The following is a 14,325-nucleotide window of genomic DNA, read 5'->3' on the forward strand; positions in this document are numbered from 1 at the left end:
CTACTCTCCCGCCGAAAGAAAAGCATTTTATAAATTTTTGGGAAGCAAAAAGTGCTCCAATGTCCAAAAAAGAGCAGTAAATAGAAAAAGAAAAGCTACCAGCCGTGAACAAACTTCAAAGCTTCATCTCCAACTTTGCCCTCTTCAACGTCGGCTATTGCTCTTTCAAGCTTATCAAGGCCCTCATCGAGGGTCTCTTTCTCAATCGTTAGTGGGGGTTGTATTCTCAGGACATTCCCTTGTAGGAAAGCAACGATCAATCCAAGCTCATAAGCCCTCCAGACGACCTTCTTAGCTTCATCATATGCCCTCTCCTTGGTCTCCCTGTCCTTAACCAAGTCCACGCCTATCATAAGGCCTTTTCCTCTCACATCGCCAATTAGCTCATACTCCTCTTTCATCTTTCCAAGTCGTTTCATAGCATAGCTTCCAAGCTTTTCCGCCCTCTTCAAGAGATCTTTTTCTTCGATCTCCTCAATGACGGCAAGAGCTGCCTCGCTCGCTACGGGATTTCCGATTAAGGTAAAGGCGTGCCCTAGAGGGGGGAGGGAATCCATGATCTCAGCCCTTCCGATTACTGCACTTATTGGCAAACCACCACCAAGGGGCTTCGCTATGGTTACTATATCCGGCTTAACCCCAAAGTGCTCTATGGCAAACCATTTCCCAGTTCTCCCAAGGCCGCTCTGTACTTCATCAACTACCAGAAGAATTCCGTGCTCATCAAGGATTCTTTTGATTCTCCTAAAATACTCCTCCGGAGGCACAACCATCCCCGCATCGCCTTGAATGGGTTCAGCAAACAAAGCAGCAACACCATCTGCATAAACTTCTCCCTCAAACTTCGCCTTAATATACTCAACGCACTCCATTTTACATGACTCTCTTTCTTTTCCGAAGGGACATCTGTAGCAATCCGGATAAGGAATGTAGTGAACGTCGCTAAGCTCCCCCACCAACGCTCTCACGTGAAAGTCCAAGCCAGTTATGCTTGATGCACCGTAAGTTGAGCCATAATAACTCTTAAGATAGCTTAGAAGAGTTCTCCTTTTAGTATAGGCTCGGGCAAACTTTATTGCTCCATCATTTGCATCGCTTCCGCTTAAACCAAAGGCTATTTTTGGCTCTTCAACGGGCGAAATCTCGGCAAGCTTTTCCGCAAGTAGAAGGGGCTCAACTGTAAAGCCGTAGATAAAAGTGAAGTGAATAAGCCTCTCAGCCTGTTCTTTTATTGCCTTAACAACTCTCTCGTTGTTGTGACCAACGTTTTGAACAGCGGCATCGCTCAGAAAGTCTATGTACTCTCTTCCCTCAACGTCCCATACCCTTGCGTTTTTAGCTTTAACCCCAACTATTGGGGCATAGGTTACACGGGAAGCCCTTGGAAAGATTCTTGAATATCGCTCTATAATATCTTCCTTTTTCAATTTTCCCACCGGTTTAAATATGCTCTTAAAATTAATAGGATTTTCGGTCATATTTTGCGTAATCTGACAAAATAAGGATAAAATATTTAAGATTCAACAGCATACTATTTAAACAAAATGCTGATTGGTGAACAAAATGAGAATAGATGAAATAGATAGGAACATCCTAAGGTTGCTCCAAGAAGACGGAAGGATGAGCTATTCAGAGATAGCTAGGAGAACCGGAATACCTGAATCGACCGTAAGGCTTAGGGTAAAAAAGCTCATCGAAGAAGGGATAATAAGAAAGTTTGCTGCCTTAATAAACCCGTTCAAAGCGGGCTACAACATAGTGGCGTTTATAGCTGTTGATGTCGAGCCCAACAAAATCAAAAGAGCCGTCGAAGAGCTTTCTAAACTTCCGGAGGTCGATGTTTTGGGAATAGCCACCGGAGCACACGACGTTCTCATGCAGGTAACTGTAAAAGACCTCCAAGAACTCGAGAGCTTTCTAATAGAAAAATTGGGAAAAATTGAAGGAATAAAGAGCACAGAAACTTCAATCCTAACAAGTGTTAAAAAATGGGGATATGCAAGGGTATTTTAGCGATTCCTCCTTGGTCTCTTCAATAGTGAGATCCTCCTCTTTGTTTCTTGCACTGCTTCTACTCTCTTCTCGGCTTTTCCTTGCTTCATAGCCTCAACTTCCTCTTTAAACGCCCACTTGAGCAGTGGAGGGGTTATTAAAACAGAAACAGTTATGAAAATCAATGTGGCTGCAATGAACTTTGGGGCATCGCTTTCTGGGATTGCGCCTCCGTGAATTGCCACCATAAGGTCAACAAGCGCCACTTCAGTCCTTGGGATTGAACCGATACCCATCTGGAGGGACTTTTTAGCGCTCCATCCCATAATCATAGCCCCTATTCCCCTGCCGAGGACTTTTCCAACCACAGCAATTGTGGTTAAAACCCCCGCAAGGGAAAGGGCTTCAAAGCTGGTAAAAACCCTTAAATCAAGCATCGCCCCAGTGTATACGAAGAACACAGGGACCAAAAACCCATAGGCTATTGCTCTCACGTCTTCCATTATCCTTTTGCCCTCTGGAAGTTTTGATAAAACCAGACCGGCCATAAAAGCCCCTTCTATAGCAGCATCAAACCAATGTTCGGCCAGAGCAGAGAAGAAAAACATCAAGGCAAGAACCATTCCTAAAACACCCTTCTCAACGTGGAGCCATTCTGAAAAGCGGATGTACTTTTCTATTGTATACCATGCAACCAAACCCGTAATGACAAAGAAGACAGCCATCTTGCTTATTAATCCCAAAATACTTCCAGTACCAACTGCGAATATAATCAAAGCTATCCCTAGGAAGTCATCCATAACGCTCGCACTCAAAGAAGCGGCACCAACGTCGCTCCTTAAAACGCCAAGATCCATCATTACCCTGACGGTGATCCCTATGCTGGTTGCCGTTAACAAAACTCCTCCAGCAAAGGCCTCCCTAGAAGGATAGCCCATCAACTTAAGGCCAAAATAGCCAAGAATTAGTGGAACAAAAACCCCCATTAGAGTAGAAACAGTTGCAACAGCACCAGTTTTTTTGAGCATCTCAACATCTGTGTCGAGACCACCCAAGAAGAGCAAGAAAATTATGCCCAAGCGAGCAAGAAATTCAAAGGTTTCATCTGAATGTAAGGTAAGGTATTCAGGCTTTACTAAGCCAAAATAAATCAGATTTCCCAATATCATACCCATCAGTATCTCGCCCAAAACTCCCGGAAGCTCAAACCGCTCCATTAAATGATCTCCAATCTTTCCGAAGAGAAGGGCTACTCCGAGTGTGAAGAGGATCCACTCTGGAGCCATTGCACACCACCCACCTTCATCAGTCTTAGGAACTCGTCAATGAGCAACCTCAGGCTTATTTCTCCCCTCAAGGCGTTGCTTTCGTCGACAATTGCCAGTATCTGCACTTTGTACCGTCTCATCCTTGTGAGAGCATCCAGAACCGTGGCATCTTCGTCTATTGTCATCACATTACGCTCCATGACATCAGAGGCTTTTTCCGCCCCTCCCAAGATGGATTTAAAAACGGTACTTATGTTGCCCAGCCTTGCCTTTGTGTTTTCTGGGGGAAGGAGGATGCACATTACGTCGAGGTACCTTATAACTCCTTCAAGCTTCATCTCATCCTTGTTGTTCACAACCCACACGTGGTGTCTCGTTCTAAGCAACTTAAGCACATCAACGATGGGGGAATCAACCGTAACAATGGGCATTGAGGTTATCGATGGCATTATATCTCTCAGTTTCATTGAATAAAAAGTCTGGAGAGCTCTCTCGACATCTTTCATGCTCTCACCACCACAAACTTATCCTAGAAGTTCTTAAAAAGCTACGTGTTAAAAAATCTACATTCCTAAACATTTATAACCCACAAAGTATACTGTTGAATTAGGTGACTTTGATGAAAAAAGCTTTAGGAGTGTTGCTACTTGTACTGGTAGTGCTCACCAGTATGTGCATATCTAACAATCAAACTACCTCCTCTGCTCCTTCCAATACAGCAGAGACTTTTACATTAGACAAAACAAAGTTCCACTTTTACATGTATGGGCTGGCAACTTGTCCCCACTGTAAGAAAATGAAAGAAGAAATCCCAAAGTTTTTTGGAAAAGATGCCCTCACATACTATGAGCTACAGGGAAATGACTACAACGGAAAGATGTTTGAGCAGCTCTACCAAATCCTCGGAGTAACCGGTGTTCCTGTAATAGGTGTGTTCTACGATGGGAAGCTATACGCAATAGTAAACGGGGAATTTCCAGTCGAATACGCGGATGACCTAGTGGAAGAAGCTAAAAAAGCCAAAGGAGTGCTTTTTATAACAGACAAAACCTACCTCATCCCAGAGAACAAGACCGAAATCATTAATAAACTTGAATATATTTTCACTAATGGTGAGCCGAGTGAAATCTGAAATCAAGGTTTTGCTTTTAATAATTTTATTTTCAATTGGATTAACAGCCGGCATATTGTCCATTCTTGGGTTAAAAAATCTAATCTACCCCCTTTTAGCACTTGCTGGTGCGGATTCAATAAACCCCTGTACATTCGTCATTTACACAATGCTCCTCATAGCCCTCTCCCTTAAAGAAAACATATCCAAAAGGAGAATTTATGCCGTGGGGCTGGCGTTTGTTGCTGCAATTTACATCTCCTATTACATCCTCGGAGTGGGATTGGTGATACTCACCAAGACAATTCCAGTATGGGTTGCGGGAGTGGTTTCAATAGCCTTTGGCGCTTATACCTTTGTAACCGGCTACATGGAAAAAAGCAGGATAGCGAAGAAAAAAGAAGTTAGAAGGAACATATTCAGCAGAGAAGCAACACTCTTCGGAGCTTTCTCCCTTGGTGTCATAATATCATTCACCCTCCTCCCCTGTTCCTCGGGAACTTACTTGGCATATGCGATTCTCATATCCAAGGTGGGAAGGGCTTTAACGTTCATTCTTCTGGCACTTTACAACATCATCTTTATCCTCCCATTGCTTGTAATACTCTTAACAGTCGGAAGCATAACGGAGAGCAAATCAATCTCGCAGAGGATAGTTCAAAAGTCTAGAGAGCTTTCAATGATCGCCGGAGCAGTGTTAATACTCCTTGGAATATACGTTATTTTTGAGATGTAGGAAAACTTAAATTTTCCAAATGCAAAATCTATTTGGTGTTTGCATGCAGGAATGGTATCAATCTCGGGCTCTCTACGAAACTGTTTCAAAACTCATAAAGAGGGGAGACTTTGAGAGCGCACTTCAAATTGCAGAGTCTATTCCCGACAAGGGGATAAGGGCAAAATCAATGTCAATGGTCACAGTTGAAATGGCAAAGCAAGGAAAGGAGTATAGCGAAGCCCTTAACAAGACAATAGAAGCCATACTTGAAATTGAAAACGATGAAAGTATTACCAAAGCCCTCATGAGCTTAGCCTTTGAGTTTCTTGAGCTTAATCGACTGGATGAAGCCCTAAAAATAGCCGAATTTATAAAAGACATCTCCAACAGGTCAAAAATACAAGCCGAGGTGGCATTGGCTCTTGCAAGACAGGGAAAGATTCAGGAAGCGTTTAAGATTATTAATGATATTCTTGATGATGATGTTAAAACATGGGCAACTTCAAAACTTGCCTCCGAATTGAAGCATTGACATTCTTTTGATTATTCCACGCTTTTCTTTTTCCAAAATACACCAGTAATAGTCCATAATCTTTTTTAAACCACTTTATTAGCTCCTTGGTGCAAGAGAATAAGCGAGGTGATAAAATGAAGGAACTCGTGGGACTCATAGGCATGCTTCTTCTCGTGAGCTCTTGGGTTCCCCAAACATGGGAAACAATCAAAAACAAGAAATGCCCACTGAATTTGGAGTTTGTTTTGGTCTATGTTACCGCCTCAACGCTACTCGCAATTTACTCATATCTAATAGGTGACTGGGTATTTCTAACCCTGAACTCCTTGGCAGCCCTTCAGAGTGGAGTTAACCTCTACGTCAAGCTAAGATACAAATGATCACCTTCTCTCATAGAGGCCGACAAGCTCCCCGAATTGGATTACATGCCCTTCCATGGCCTTTTCTAACTCCCTTTTACTTGCTCCGGGTTTTAGGTCGAGGGTCGTATCGAGAACGTAAACCTTAAAGTGATAATGATGCACTCCATGCCCCCTTGGAGGGCAGGGACCATTGTAACCAATCCTCCCAAAATCGTTCTTTCCTTGGACGGCATTTATGGGGCTTTCAACAATCTTTTCTTTTGGAATGTTTTCTGGTATTTCGCCAGTAGGGGGAATATTCCACGCCACCCAATGGGTGAAAGTGCCAATCGGAGCGTCGGGATCATCAACTATTATTGCTATGCTTACGGCTTTCTCGCTTAAGCCCTCGAGTCTTAATGGCGGATTTACATCGGCCCCTTCGCATGTATACTTCGAGGGAATGAAGTCATTCTCTCCAAAAACGGAGCTGACTTTCAAATCCATCTTTTCACCTCCCCCAATGCATCCTGCAGTTAGGACCAAAATCCCAAGGAGGAAGGGAAATGCTTTCATGTTTCAATATTGTTATTAAGAACGTAAAAGCATTTCGGCATTGTTATTGTATTTGATAAAGCTTTTATGATAATTTTCCAAATTTATTTTGGTGATCGACATGGAGCTGAGGGGAAAAGTCGCTTTAGTGACTGGGGCTTCTCGAGGAATAGGAAGGGCAATTGCAGTTGCTTTGGCAAAGAAGGGATGCAATGTGATCATAAACTATGCAAGGGGTGAAGAAAACGCAAAGAAAACCGAAGAAATGTGCAAAACCTACGGCGTGGAGACCCTTATAGCCAAGGCGGATGTGAGCAATAGAGAAGAGGTCAGAGAGATGGTAGAAAAAGCCATTCAAAAGTTTGGAAGAATTGACATCTTAGTCAACAATGCCGGAATCCTTGGAAAGACAGTAAGACCTATGGAGATAACCGACGAAGAGTGGGACAGAGTTTTGGAAGTCAACTTAAAGGGGGCCTTCATAGTTACGCAAGAAGTCCTTAAATACATGAAAAAAGGCAAAATAGTAAACATAGCATCAATAGCCGGTAAAGACGGCGGAACTGTTGGCGCTCACTATGCTGCCTCAAAGGGAGGTCTGATAGCCCTCACATTCAACCTCGCGAGGCACTTGGCACCGGACATTTTAGTAAATGCAGTTGCCCCAGGACCTGTCGCAACTGACATGATAAATGAAGAAATGAGGGAAAGGCTGAGAAAGCTCTCATTAACTGGAGAGATAGCCAAGCCGGAGGATATAGCCCATGCAGTTATTTTTCTCCTCGAAAACGACCACATAACTGGGGAAGTTGTTGACGTTAACGGCGGTCGCTTGATGGATTAAATTTTTATTGGGATTTTCCAATTTTTCTTTCATGAAGATAATCTGGGAGAAAGAGATCCCCGCAGAGAAAATTGTGGTTTCACCAAGACCCGTGTGGAAATGTAAAGCCTGCCCAACCTATGGAAAAAGCCATTCCTGCCCGCCCTATGCTCCTTCATGGAGAGAAACAAAGGAGTTGGTAAAACACTATAGGAGGGCACTTTTGATAAAGTTTGAGATCAATTCCAAGAATTTTGAAGAAGAAAAAAGGAAGGTATTGAATTACATTCTGAAGAGAGAAGGAGAACTGTTTAAAAACGGAAACCTCTATGCAACAGCGTTATTCCCGGGAAACTGCAACCTCTGTGAAGAATGCGAATTTGAAAAAAGTGGAAGCTGCAAAATGCCAAGTAAAGTAAGACCTTCAATAGATGCCGTGGGGATAGAGCTCTCAAAAATAGTTGAGCTTGACTTCTCCGAAAGTGTTTTGTATGGTCTGATACTTATAGATTAAAGTGGAGCCTATGAAAGCCTACATTACAATGCTTGGAAGGTCAACGTGGGCCATGATAAACTCTTATTACGCAGTGGTTATGCGAAATTACCGACCCGATAAGATATATATCTTTCTGGAGGATATCTATTCTGAAAAACTCCCCAAAGCAGTTGAAGCCCTGAAGATAATTTCCGACGAGCATGGTTTTTCTCCGGAGATAGAATGGATAATAATAGAAGAAGACAACTTTCTCGAGGCAGATGAGAAAATAGGAGAACTCCTCAAAAAGTTGAAAGAAGAAGGATATGAGGTTTCTGTTGACATAACCTCAGGAAGGAAAGCCCTAGTGGCTGGAGCGGCTATTCATGCACTTCCACTGGAAGTGGAGCACCTTTTCTACCTCTCACTTAGGGACCTCGAATATGCAAATAGACCTTACATGATGATCCCCCTGCATATCCAAAAACTAAAGGACTTTATGGAGGGCAGAAGATGGAAAAGATTATAGAGAAGCCAGAGCTCCAGATACTCATCAATTTAATCCAGATGAGAGATAAAATAAGAGTTAACAGCCCACTGTACAACATCCCGCTTCTGGAAGCATTCCCCCACAGAGAAGGGTACAAAATAAAAGTTTTAACTGGGGAAGACGAATTCCACAAAGTGCTTCGAGGGAAAGAAAGATATCTATACGACCTCCCCACATATAGAGATTTTTACGAGTGCTTCCTTTCCAGTGGAATAATAAACTACGCAAACATTGATGAGTTCCAAAAGAAGCTTAACGCATACAAGAGCCTCACGAAAAGAATAATCTTCGCCCCAGATACCAACCTATTATACCATGCGTTTTTATCCAAGCTCACGGGAGTGGAAGGAATCCAGATAGCAATAGTAGATCTAGTAAAGAAGGAAATAGAAAACTCAATGAACTTCAAATACAAGCCAGCACACCTAAAAGAGCTGAGAAGAATTTTCCATAATTCGCACTTGCTTCAGGAATTCAGCAACAGAAGGATGAAAAAATCAAGGAAAGCTGCATACATAGCCTTAAAAGAGTATGAAAAGATAAAAGACAAGATAATAGAAGTAAAAAGCATTGATGAGAAAACAAACACAAACGACGAACTGATAATAAAGACCTTGAAGGAGTTCGACAAAAATACCCCCGCATTAGTGGTCCTCTTAACGGCGGACATAGCTATGACAGACATAGCGAAAATTGAAGGGATTGAGTACTTTCTGTTTGAATACCCACACGAAGAGCTAAGCGAACACTATGCAACCGGTTATCAGCTGAGAACCCTAATCTTTAATTTGGCAGCAGTTTTTGGTGTTATTGAAATAAACAATGTGCTTTTATTTGGTGAATTTAGAGGGAAAACTAGGTTAAACGAGTTGAAGCTAATCTTCAAGAAGGACATACATCAAGAGTTTCATTTCCACTGGAACTTGTGCAGAAGGCTGATGGAATTGAAAATTGAAAAGTAGTTAGAAGTAACCAATGTCCTCTGGCGTTTTATTCTCAAGTATCTTCTTCAAGAATTCCTCGGCATCTTTTGGATCCATTCCAACCTTAACTACCAGAAAGTTCAGAATTTCTTCTTTTTTGGCACCTTTTTCGAGCCTTTCCAGCACCATCATTGCAACTCTTTCAAAAACTGCCCTAGCAAACTCTTCTTCAAGCCCCAAAGCGGCTATTACTTGATTCAAACCTATCAAGAGACTTGTAAGAGCATCGTTAAATTCCCCTTTCCCAAGAGTTTTCCTATCCAAGTCGACCCTTAGGGTTATCTCTTCATTCATTCCACTTATGCAGAACTTTATCAGGTTTAACCTATCGTTCAGCATTAAGAGGGTATGGTAAACTTTCAAGCGCTCTGGCAGCTCTAAAGCAACAGTTTCCAATCCAAGAGGAACTATAAGGTGAACAAATCCTTCAGTTATCACTATGTTGAGAACAAAGGGGATTTTGGGATATTCTGCTAAATAAACCCCTTCCGCCTTTTTTGTCACTTTCCACGGGAGATCAACTATATCCCTCGCGTTGTCATATCCCTCTTCCAACCATTTGAGTACTTCCACAGGAACCACCATATGAAGTTGAACTTTGAAGTATTTAAACTCATTCTTCCACTGGAAGCAACGCTCATAAGGAACATAAAAGTCATATGAAAAGTTTACAATTAGCAAGCATTTGACAATTCAGTTCCCGCTTCTCGTGGAGAAAAAATGAACATATATATACATCAAAACAAGGACAATAATGATCTTAGATATGCATTGGATTTAACAAAAGCATTTACTAAGGGGCTAATTGTTAAACAATGAGCTGACCCCCCAGAGTTGTATTTCCTGTGGAAGCGGCGCAAAACACCACTCTTTTTATAATTAATCTGGTGTAAACACTCCCATATTCTCTGTACTTTTGGATATATATACTTATCTATGAACATTGTTCAACAATGACATAAATAAATAGTAAAAATAATAACTAATTGCCGTTTTTTATTTAAACATCGTGAACAGATCAATATTTGTAAACGTTAAATGTCCTTTTAAATGGTTTTTACATTCTCTCCTTCCACAAAATCCGTCCATTTTTCAAAATCGAGTTCCAGTGGAAATGAAACTCTGGGGGGGTCATCAGATAATTTTATGAACGTTCAGATAGACATGGAAAAAGAGCTTTATTTCCACTGGAACTAGTGGACATTGGCGTATTGGATTATCCATTGTTATCCAAAATTGTGGTGTTTTATTTCCACTGGAAATGTGAAGCTTTTTAAGGTCGAGTCTTAACTTCTAATGCAATGATACCAGTACCGCTAGTTAGAAGGCTTTTGAAGATAAGGATAAAGCTGAAAAGGAGCAAGATATTCGCTCTCGCATTAGCTGTGGTTTTGCTTGCAATAATTTTGGCAGTACTTTACATGTACGCTGAGAGAGTGGACTTCTTTACAGCCCTTTACTGGGCAGTCATAACGATGGCAACCATTGGATATGGGGACATAACACCATCAACCACCTTTGGTAGGGTTATCGCGATTTTTGCTTCTATCGGTGGGATAGCAACGTTCACAGCTTTTGTTTCAATTCTTGCCGAATATTTCTTATCTGGCTCGATTAGGAGGATGATGGGAATGCACAGGGTAAGGTTTAAGGATCATTATGTTATCATGGGGAGGGGAGAAAGTGTAGAAAGTGCTTTACTGGAGCTTATGGATGCCATAAATGAAAATCAAGCTCCCAACAAGCCAATAATCGTTATTCTTCCGAATGATGATGAAAGGAAAAAGCTTACCATTCCAGAGGAAGTGGAAGTTATCATTGGGGAGTTCACAAATAGAGAAACACTGGAGAGAGCAAATATTGAGGACGCTAGTTATATTCTTCTGGCTCTAGGTGATGATTCTGAGTCTGTGTTCGTGACGTTAATGATAAAACAGCTCTCTAGGGCAAAGGTCTTTGTGGAGGTCCTTAAACACGAAAGTGTTCCTCTCTTAAGACAAGCTGGAGCAGATAGGGTGATAACCAGTAGAACTTTGGCCGGGAGATTGCTTGCAAGCGCCGTCTTTGAACCGGAAGTTGTGGATGTCGTAGATGACATAACAACAGCCCTCGGGAGATATGATATAACTTCTCTGAGGCTTCCGGAAATGGATGGAATCACTTTTGGAGAGGCATTCAAAATTCTATATTCCAGAGGGCTGTTTCTCCTTGGTTATGCAAAAGAAGAAATTCACCTCATGCCACCTCTTGATGAGCCGATTCCAGAAGGTGCAAAGCTGTTGGTTATCAAGTCTACAAAGTAGAGTTTCATTTCCACTGGAAATCTCAAACTTAAGGCCTTTATTTTTGCATTCTGGCTTTACTAATCAATGGTTTTGTAATTTTCAGCCTTTAAGTCCTTTTTTCGGGCATGGGAAAAATATATAAGCACTTTGAATCCACTACTATGTAGAATCATGCTTATGGGTGGTAACTATGGCGAGAAAAAAGAAAGTTGAGGATGAAATTAAAGAGCTTGAAGAGTTTGAAGAGCTCAACGATCTTGAAGAATTGTCAATTGAAGCAAATAACGAAGCAACCAAAAAGAAGGAAATAAGAGGCTTAGAAGATCTCCCTGGAGTTGGACCTGCAACTGCGGAAAAGCTTAGAGAGGCAGGTTATGATAGTTTGGAAGCAATAGCAGTTGCATCTCCTTTGGAACTAAAAGAGCTTGCTGGAATAAGTGAAGGGGCTGCTCTAAAGATCATTCAAGCCGCGAGAGAAGCTGCCAATATTGGGACCTTTATGCGTGCCGATGAGTATTTAAAAAAGAGAGCTGTTGTGGGCAAGATTACTACCGGAAGCAAGTCCTTGGATAAGCTTCTCGGCGGTGGAATTGAAACACAAGCTATTTCAGAGGTATTTGGAGAGTTTGGAAGTGGAAAATGCTTTGCAAAGGACACTCCAATCTATTACGAAAATGACACAGTAGTGCATTTTGAGAGCATAGAGGAAATGTATACAAAGTATGCACTCAAAAATGGCGAAGTTCCATTTGATAATGGCTTCGCTGTTCCAGTGGATACTGTGACCGTTTACGCCTTTGATCTTGACAGCGGAGAAGTAAAAAGGACAAAGGCAAGTTACATTTACCGGGAGAAGGTCTCAAACCTTGTAGAACTTAAGCTTTCAACTGGGATCAACATTAAAGTAACACTTCCTCACCCTGTGTTGGTATTTAGGGATGGGTTCCAGTGGATAAAGGCTGGAGAAATCAAAAGGGGAGATGTGCTTGTAGGGGTTAGGAAAGTACCAGCAAATTCTTTGACTATTGATGAGGATGATGCATACTTTTTGGGTCTATTTGTGGCTGAAGGTACAGCAAACCCTGTTTCGATAACAACAGGCTCTGAAGTTATCAAGGACTTTATCGTCGAGTACCTAAAAAGCAAAGACGGTTACACTCCAACGGTAGAAATGAGAAGGGGGCTTTATAGGATTCTTATAAGAAAGAGCACGGTAGATAGAGTACTTGGGAACTTAGCGAAGAGTGACGCAAGCACAAAAGAAGTTCCGGATGTAATTCTCAATGGAGATGAAACAACATTGATGGCATTTTTAGCCGGATATGTGGATGGTGACGGATACGTATCTAGCAGTATTGTAGAGTTATCAACAAAAAGCAAAAAACTTGCAGATGGCTTAGTTTTCCTGTTAAAGCGTTTGGGAATAACCCCCACGATTTCAGAGAAACTCATTGAAGGAAAGACGTACTACAGGCTTTATATAACTGGTGAAGACAGAAACCTGCTCGAGGATGTAATTAAAAAGTCAAAAATTAAAGTTGGTGGATTTAATTCAGGAGGGATTGGGAGGTATCCACCACAGCTTGCACGGTACCTAGGAAAGCTTTATTCACACTTCAAGTTGCCTAAACGAGAAGGTGAGACGGCATATCACCTGCTAACACGTTCAAAGGAAGTTTGGTTTACTGAAAAGACGTTAGAGAAAATAGAAGAGTACTTTAAAAAAGCCCTTGCAGAGCTTGAGCGTGCTGAAAAAGAACTTTGCAATACTGATAAGCCAAAGCTACCATTTTCATGGACAGTCCTCAAAAAATATGGTTTTACAGAAGGTCAAATTAAAAATTACCGCTACCGGGGGATTCCTAAAGATACAGAATTAAGAGCTAAAGTTATATCCGCGCTAAAATCTGAAATTCAACACCTAAGAGAAATAGCAAGGCATGCACTTGAAGTGATATCTTTAGCTAGGAAGCTCTCATTCTACGAAGTTGAGAGCGTTAGCTTGGTGGAGTACAATGACTACGTCTACGATCTGGTGGTTCCAGAGGTTCACAACTTTGTTGCACCAAACGGGCTGATACTCCATAATACCCAATTAGCCCATACATTGGCTGTTCTCGTCCAAAAGCCCCCAGAAGAGGGCGGATTGAATGGAAGCGTAATCTGGATTGACACCGAGAACACCTTCAGACCGGAGAGAATAAAGCAAATAGCGGAAAATAGGGGTATGGATCCGGAGGAAGTACTAAAGAACATTTATGTTGCTAGGGCATTTAACTCCAATCATCAAATGCTCCTTGTGGAAAAAGCTGAGGAAATCATCAAACAAAAGGCTGCAAGTGATAGGCCGGTTAAACTTCTTGTGGTGGATTCTCTCACAGGACACTTTAGATCTGAATACGTCGGGAGAGGGACATTAGCAGAGAGGCAACAAAAGCTCGCCAAGCACTTAGCTGACCTCCATCGTTTGGCTAACCTTTACGATATAGCGGTATTCGTTACCAACCAAGTTCAAGCGAGACCCGATGCATTCTTTGGCGATCCAACAAGACCAATAGGCGGTCATATCTTGGCACACTCCGCCACTGTTAGGGTTTATTTAAGGAAAGGAAAGGCTGGAAAAAGGGTTGCAAGGCTTATAGACTCTCCGCATCTACCTGAAGGGGAAGCGGCGTTTAGGATCACTGAAAAAGGAATTGAGGATTAGCCC

16 protein-coding genes are annotated in these 14,325 nt (G+C 41.9%); 11 read left to right on the top strand and 5 right to left on the bottom strand.

Features of this window, described 5'->3' with window-relative positions; translation table 11 throughout:
* Positions 1-95 precede the first annotated feature (95 nt).
* On the bottom strand, positions 96-1,427 hold the full coding sequence (locus tag ACZ5NL_RS05930; RefSeq protein ID WP_464843344.1) for a leucine/methionine racemase: 1,332 nt from the start codon (positions 1,425-1,427) through the stop codon (positions 96-98).
* Between the two features lie 136 nt (positions 1,428-1,563).
* Here ACZ5NL_RS05930 and ACZ5NL_RS05935 point away from each other — a divergent pair, with 136 nt between their 5' ends.
* Entirely contained in the window at positions 1,564-2,013 is a 450-nt protein-coding gene (locus ACZ5NL_RS05935) for an Lrp/AsnC family transcriptional regulator (protein ID WP_464841317.1), read from the top strand.
* On the opposite strand, the gene ACZ5NL_RS05940 is transcribed toward ACZ5NL_RS05935, so the two are convergent.
* A complete protein-coding gene (locus ACZ5NL_RS05940; RefSeq protein WP_464841319.1) occupies positions 2,010-3,278 on the bottom strand; it encodes a cation:proton antiporter in 1,269 nt (422 codons plus the stop codon). The two genes, ACZ5NL_RS05935 and ACZ5NL_RS05940, sit on opposite strands and share 4 nt — an antisense overlap.
* Positions 3,242-3,766, bottom strand: a complete 525-nt coding sequence (locus tag ACZ5NL_RS05945) for a CBS domain-containing protein (RefSeq protein ID WP_464841321.1) — start codon at positions 3,764-3,766, stop codon at positions 3,242-3,244. Before ACZ5NL_RS05945 ends, ACZ5NL_RS05940 begins: the two co-directional genes overlap by 37 nt.
* Positions 3,767-3,879: 113 nt before the next feature.
* On the opposite strand from ACZ5NL_RS05945, the gene ACZ5NL_RS05950 reads away from it, so the two are divergent.
* From ACZ5NL_RS05950 to ACZ5NL_RS05965, 4 genes are all read left to right on the top strand, one after another.
* Entirely contained in the window at positions 3,880-4,392 is a 513-nt protein-coding gene (locus tag ACZ5NL_RS05950; protein ID WP_464841323.1) for a glutaredoxin, read from the top strand.
* Positions 4,382-5,107, top strand: coding sequence for a cytochrome c biogenesis CcdA family protein (locus ACZ5NL_RS05955; RefSeq protein ID WP_464841325.1), 726 nt, complete (start codon positions 4,382-4,384; stop codon positions 5,105-5,107). Before ACZ5NL_RS05950 ends, ACZ5NL_RS05955 begins: the two co-directional genes overlap by 11 nt.
* A 43-nt stretch (positions 5,108-5,150) precedes the next feature.
* A complete protein-coding gene (locus ACZ5NL_RS05960; protein ID WP_464841327.1) occupies positions 5,151-5,621 on the top strand; it encodes a hypothetical protein in 471 nt (156 codons plus the stop codon).
* A gap of 116 nt (positions 5,622-5,737) precedes the next feature.
* Complete coding sequence (locus tag ACZ5NL_RS05965; RefSeq protein ID WP_252744162.1) at positions 5,738-5,983, top strand: PQ-loop domain-containing transporter; 246 nt, start codon at positions 5,738-5,740, stop codon at positions 5,981-5,983.
* On the opposite strand, the gene ACZ5NL_RS05970 is transcribed toward ACZ5NL_RS05965, so the two are convergent.
* On the bottom strand, positions 5,984-6,520 hold the full coding sequence (locus ACZ5NL_RS05970) for a YbhB/YbcL family Raf kinase inhibitor-like protein (protein WP_464841329.1): 537 nt from the start codon (positions 6,518-6,520) through the stop codon (positions 5,984-5,986). It abuts the gene before it with no gap.
* A 100-nt stretch (positions 6,521-6,620) separates the two neighbouring features.
* Between ACZ5NL_RS05970 and ACZ5NL_RS05975 the strand changes: the two genes are divergently transcribed.
* The 4 genes from ACZ5NL_RS05975 to ACZ5NL_RS05990 are packed head-to-tail and all read left to right on the top strand — an operon-like array spanning position 6,621 to position 9,309.
* Positions 6,621-7,343, top strand: coding sequence for an SDR family NAD(P)-dependent oxidoreductase (locus ACZ5NL_RS05975; protein ID WP_464843346.1), 723 nt, complete (start codon positions 6,621-6,623; stop codon positions 7,341-7,343).
* Positions 7,344-7,374: 31 nt separating this feature from the next.
* Positions 7,375-7,836: a DUF2284 domain-containing protein gene (locus tag ACZ5NL_RS05980; protein WP_464841330.1), complete on the top strand. Its 462-nt coding sequence runs from the start codon at positions 7,375-7,377 to the stop codon at positions 7,834-7,836.
* A 10-nt stretch (positions 7,837-7,846) separates the two neighbouring features.
* On the top strand, positions 7,847-8,326 hold the full coding sequence (locus ACZ5NL_RS05985) for a hypothetical protein (RefSeq protein WP_464841332.1): 480 nt from the start codon (positions 7,847-7,849) through the stop codon (positions 8,324-8,326).
* Positions 8,311-9,309, top strand: a complete 999-nt coding sequence (locus ACZ5NL_RS05990; RefSeq protein ID WP_464841334.1) for a PIN domain-containing protein — start codon at positions 8,311-8,313, stop codon at positions 9,307-9,309. The genes ACZ5NL_RS05985 and ACZ5NL_RS05990 overlap by 16 nt, the downstream gene beginning before the upstream one ends.
* Here the strand turns inward: ACZ5NL_RS05990 and ACZ5NL_RS05995 are convergent, their stop codons facing one another.
* Positions 9,310-9,915, bottom strand: coding sequence for a DUF8183 domain-containing protein (locus ACZ5NL_RS05995; RefSeq protein WP_464841336.1), 606 nt, complete (start codon positions 9,913-9,915; stop codon positions 9,310-9,312).
* Positions 9,916-10,631: 716 nt separating this feature from the next.
* On the opposite strand from ACZ5NL_RS05995, the gene ACZ5NL_RS06000 reads away from it, so the two are divergent.
* Together ACZ5NL_RS06000 and radA are read left to right on the top strand one after the other, a co-directional pair.
* Complete coding sequence (locus tag ACZ5NL_RS06000) at positions 10,632-11,633, top strand: potassium channel family protein (protein WP_464841338.1); 1,002 nt, start codon at positions 10,632-10,634, stop codon at positions 11,631-11,633.
* A 172-nt stretch (positions 11,634-11,805) separates the two neighbouring features.
* The gene (radA, locus tag ACZ5NL_RS06005; RefSeq protein WP_464841340.1) at positions 11,806-14,322 is read left to right on the top strand and encodes a DNA repair and recombination protein RadA; all 2,517 of its coding nucleotides are present in this window, start codon (positions 11,806-11,808) and stop codon (positions 14,320-14,322) included.
* Positions 14,323-14,325: the final 3 nt, after the last annotated feature.

It is taken from the genome of Thermococcus aegaeus (genome assembly GCF_055393685.1).

Bases quoted from the DNA above. Each gene is read 5' to 3' on its own strand.
- ACZ5NL_RS05935 (WP_464841317.1), top strand. From the start codon at position 1,564: ATGAGAATAGATGAAATAGATAGGAACATCCTAAGGTTGCTCCAAGAA.
- ACZ5NL_RS05940 (WP_464841319.1), bottom strand. From the start codon at position 3,278: ATGGCTCCAGAGTGGATCCTCTTCACACTCGGAGTAGCCCTTCTCTTC.
- ACZ5NL_RS05945 (WP_464841321.1), bottom strand. From the start codon at position 3,766: ATGAAAGATGTCGAGAGAGCTCTCCAGACTTTTTATTCAATGAAACTG.
- ACZ5NL_RS05950 (WP_464841323.1), top strand. From the start codon at position 3,880: ATGAAAAAAGCTTTAGGAGTGTTGCTACTTGTACTGGTAGTGCTCACC.
- ACZ5NL_RS05960 (WP_464841327.1), top strand. From the start codon at position 5,151: ATGCAGGAATGGTATCAATCTCGGGCTCTCTACGAAACTGTTTCAAAA.
- ACZ5NL_RS05965 (WP_252744162.1), top strand. From the start codon at position 5,738: ATGAAGGAACTCGTGGGACTCATAGGCATGCTTCTTCTCGTGAGCTCT.
- ACZ5NL_RS05970 (WP_464841329.1), bottom strand. From the start codon at position 6,520: ATGAAAGCATTTCCCTTCCTCCTTGGGATTTTGGTCCTAACTGCAGGA.
- ACZ5NL_RS05975 (WP_464843346.1), top strand. From the start codon at position 6,621: ATGGAGCTGAGGGGAAAAGTCGCTTTAGTGACTGGGGCTTCTCGAGGA.
- ACZ5NL_RS05980 (WP_464841330.1), top strand. From the start codon at position 7,375: ATGAAGATAATCTGGGAGAAAGAGATCCCCGCAGAGAAAATTGTGGTT.
- ACZ5NL_RS05985 (WP_464841332.1), top strand. From the start codon at position 7,847: ATGAAAGCCTACATTACAATGCTTGGAAGGTCAACGTGGGCCATGATA.
- ACZ5NL_RS05990 (WP_464841334.1), top strand. From the start codon at position 8,311: ATGGAAAAGATTATAGAGAAGCCAGAGCTCCAGATACTCATCAATTTA.
- ACZ5NL_RS05995 (WP_464841336.1), bottom strand. From the start codon at position 9,915: ATGGTGGTTCCTGTGGAAGTACTCAAATGGTTGGAAGAGGGATATGAC.
- ACZ5NL_RS06000 (WP_464841338.1), top strand. From the start codon at position 10,632: ATGATACCAGTACCGCTAGTTAGAAGGCTTTTGAAGATAAGGATAAAG.
- radA (WP_464841340.1), top strand. From the start codon at position 11,806: ATGGCGAGAAAAAAGAAAGTTGAGGATGAAATTAAAGAGCTTGAAGAG.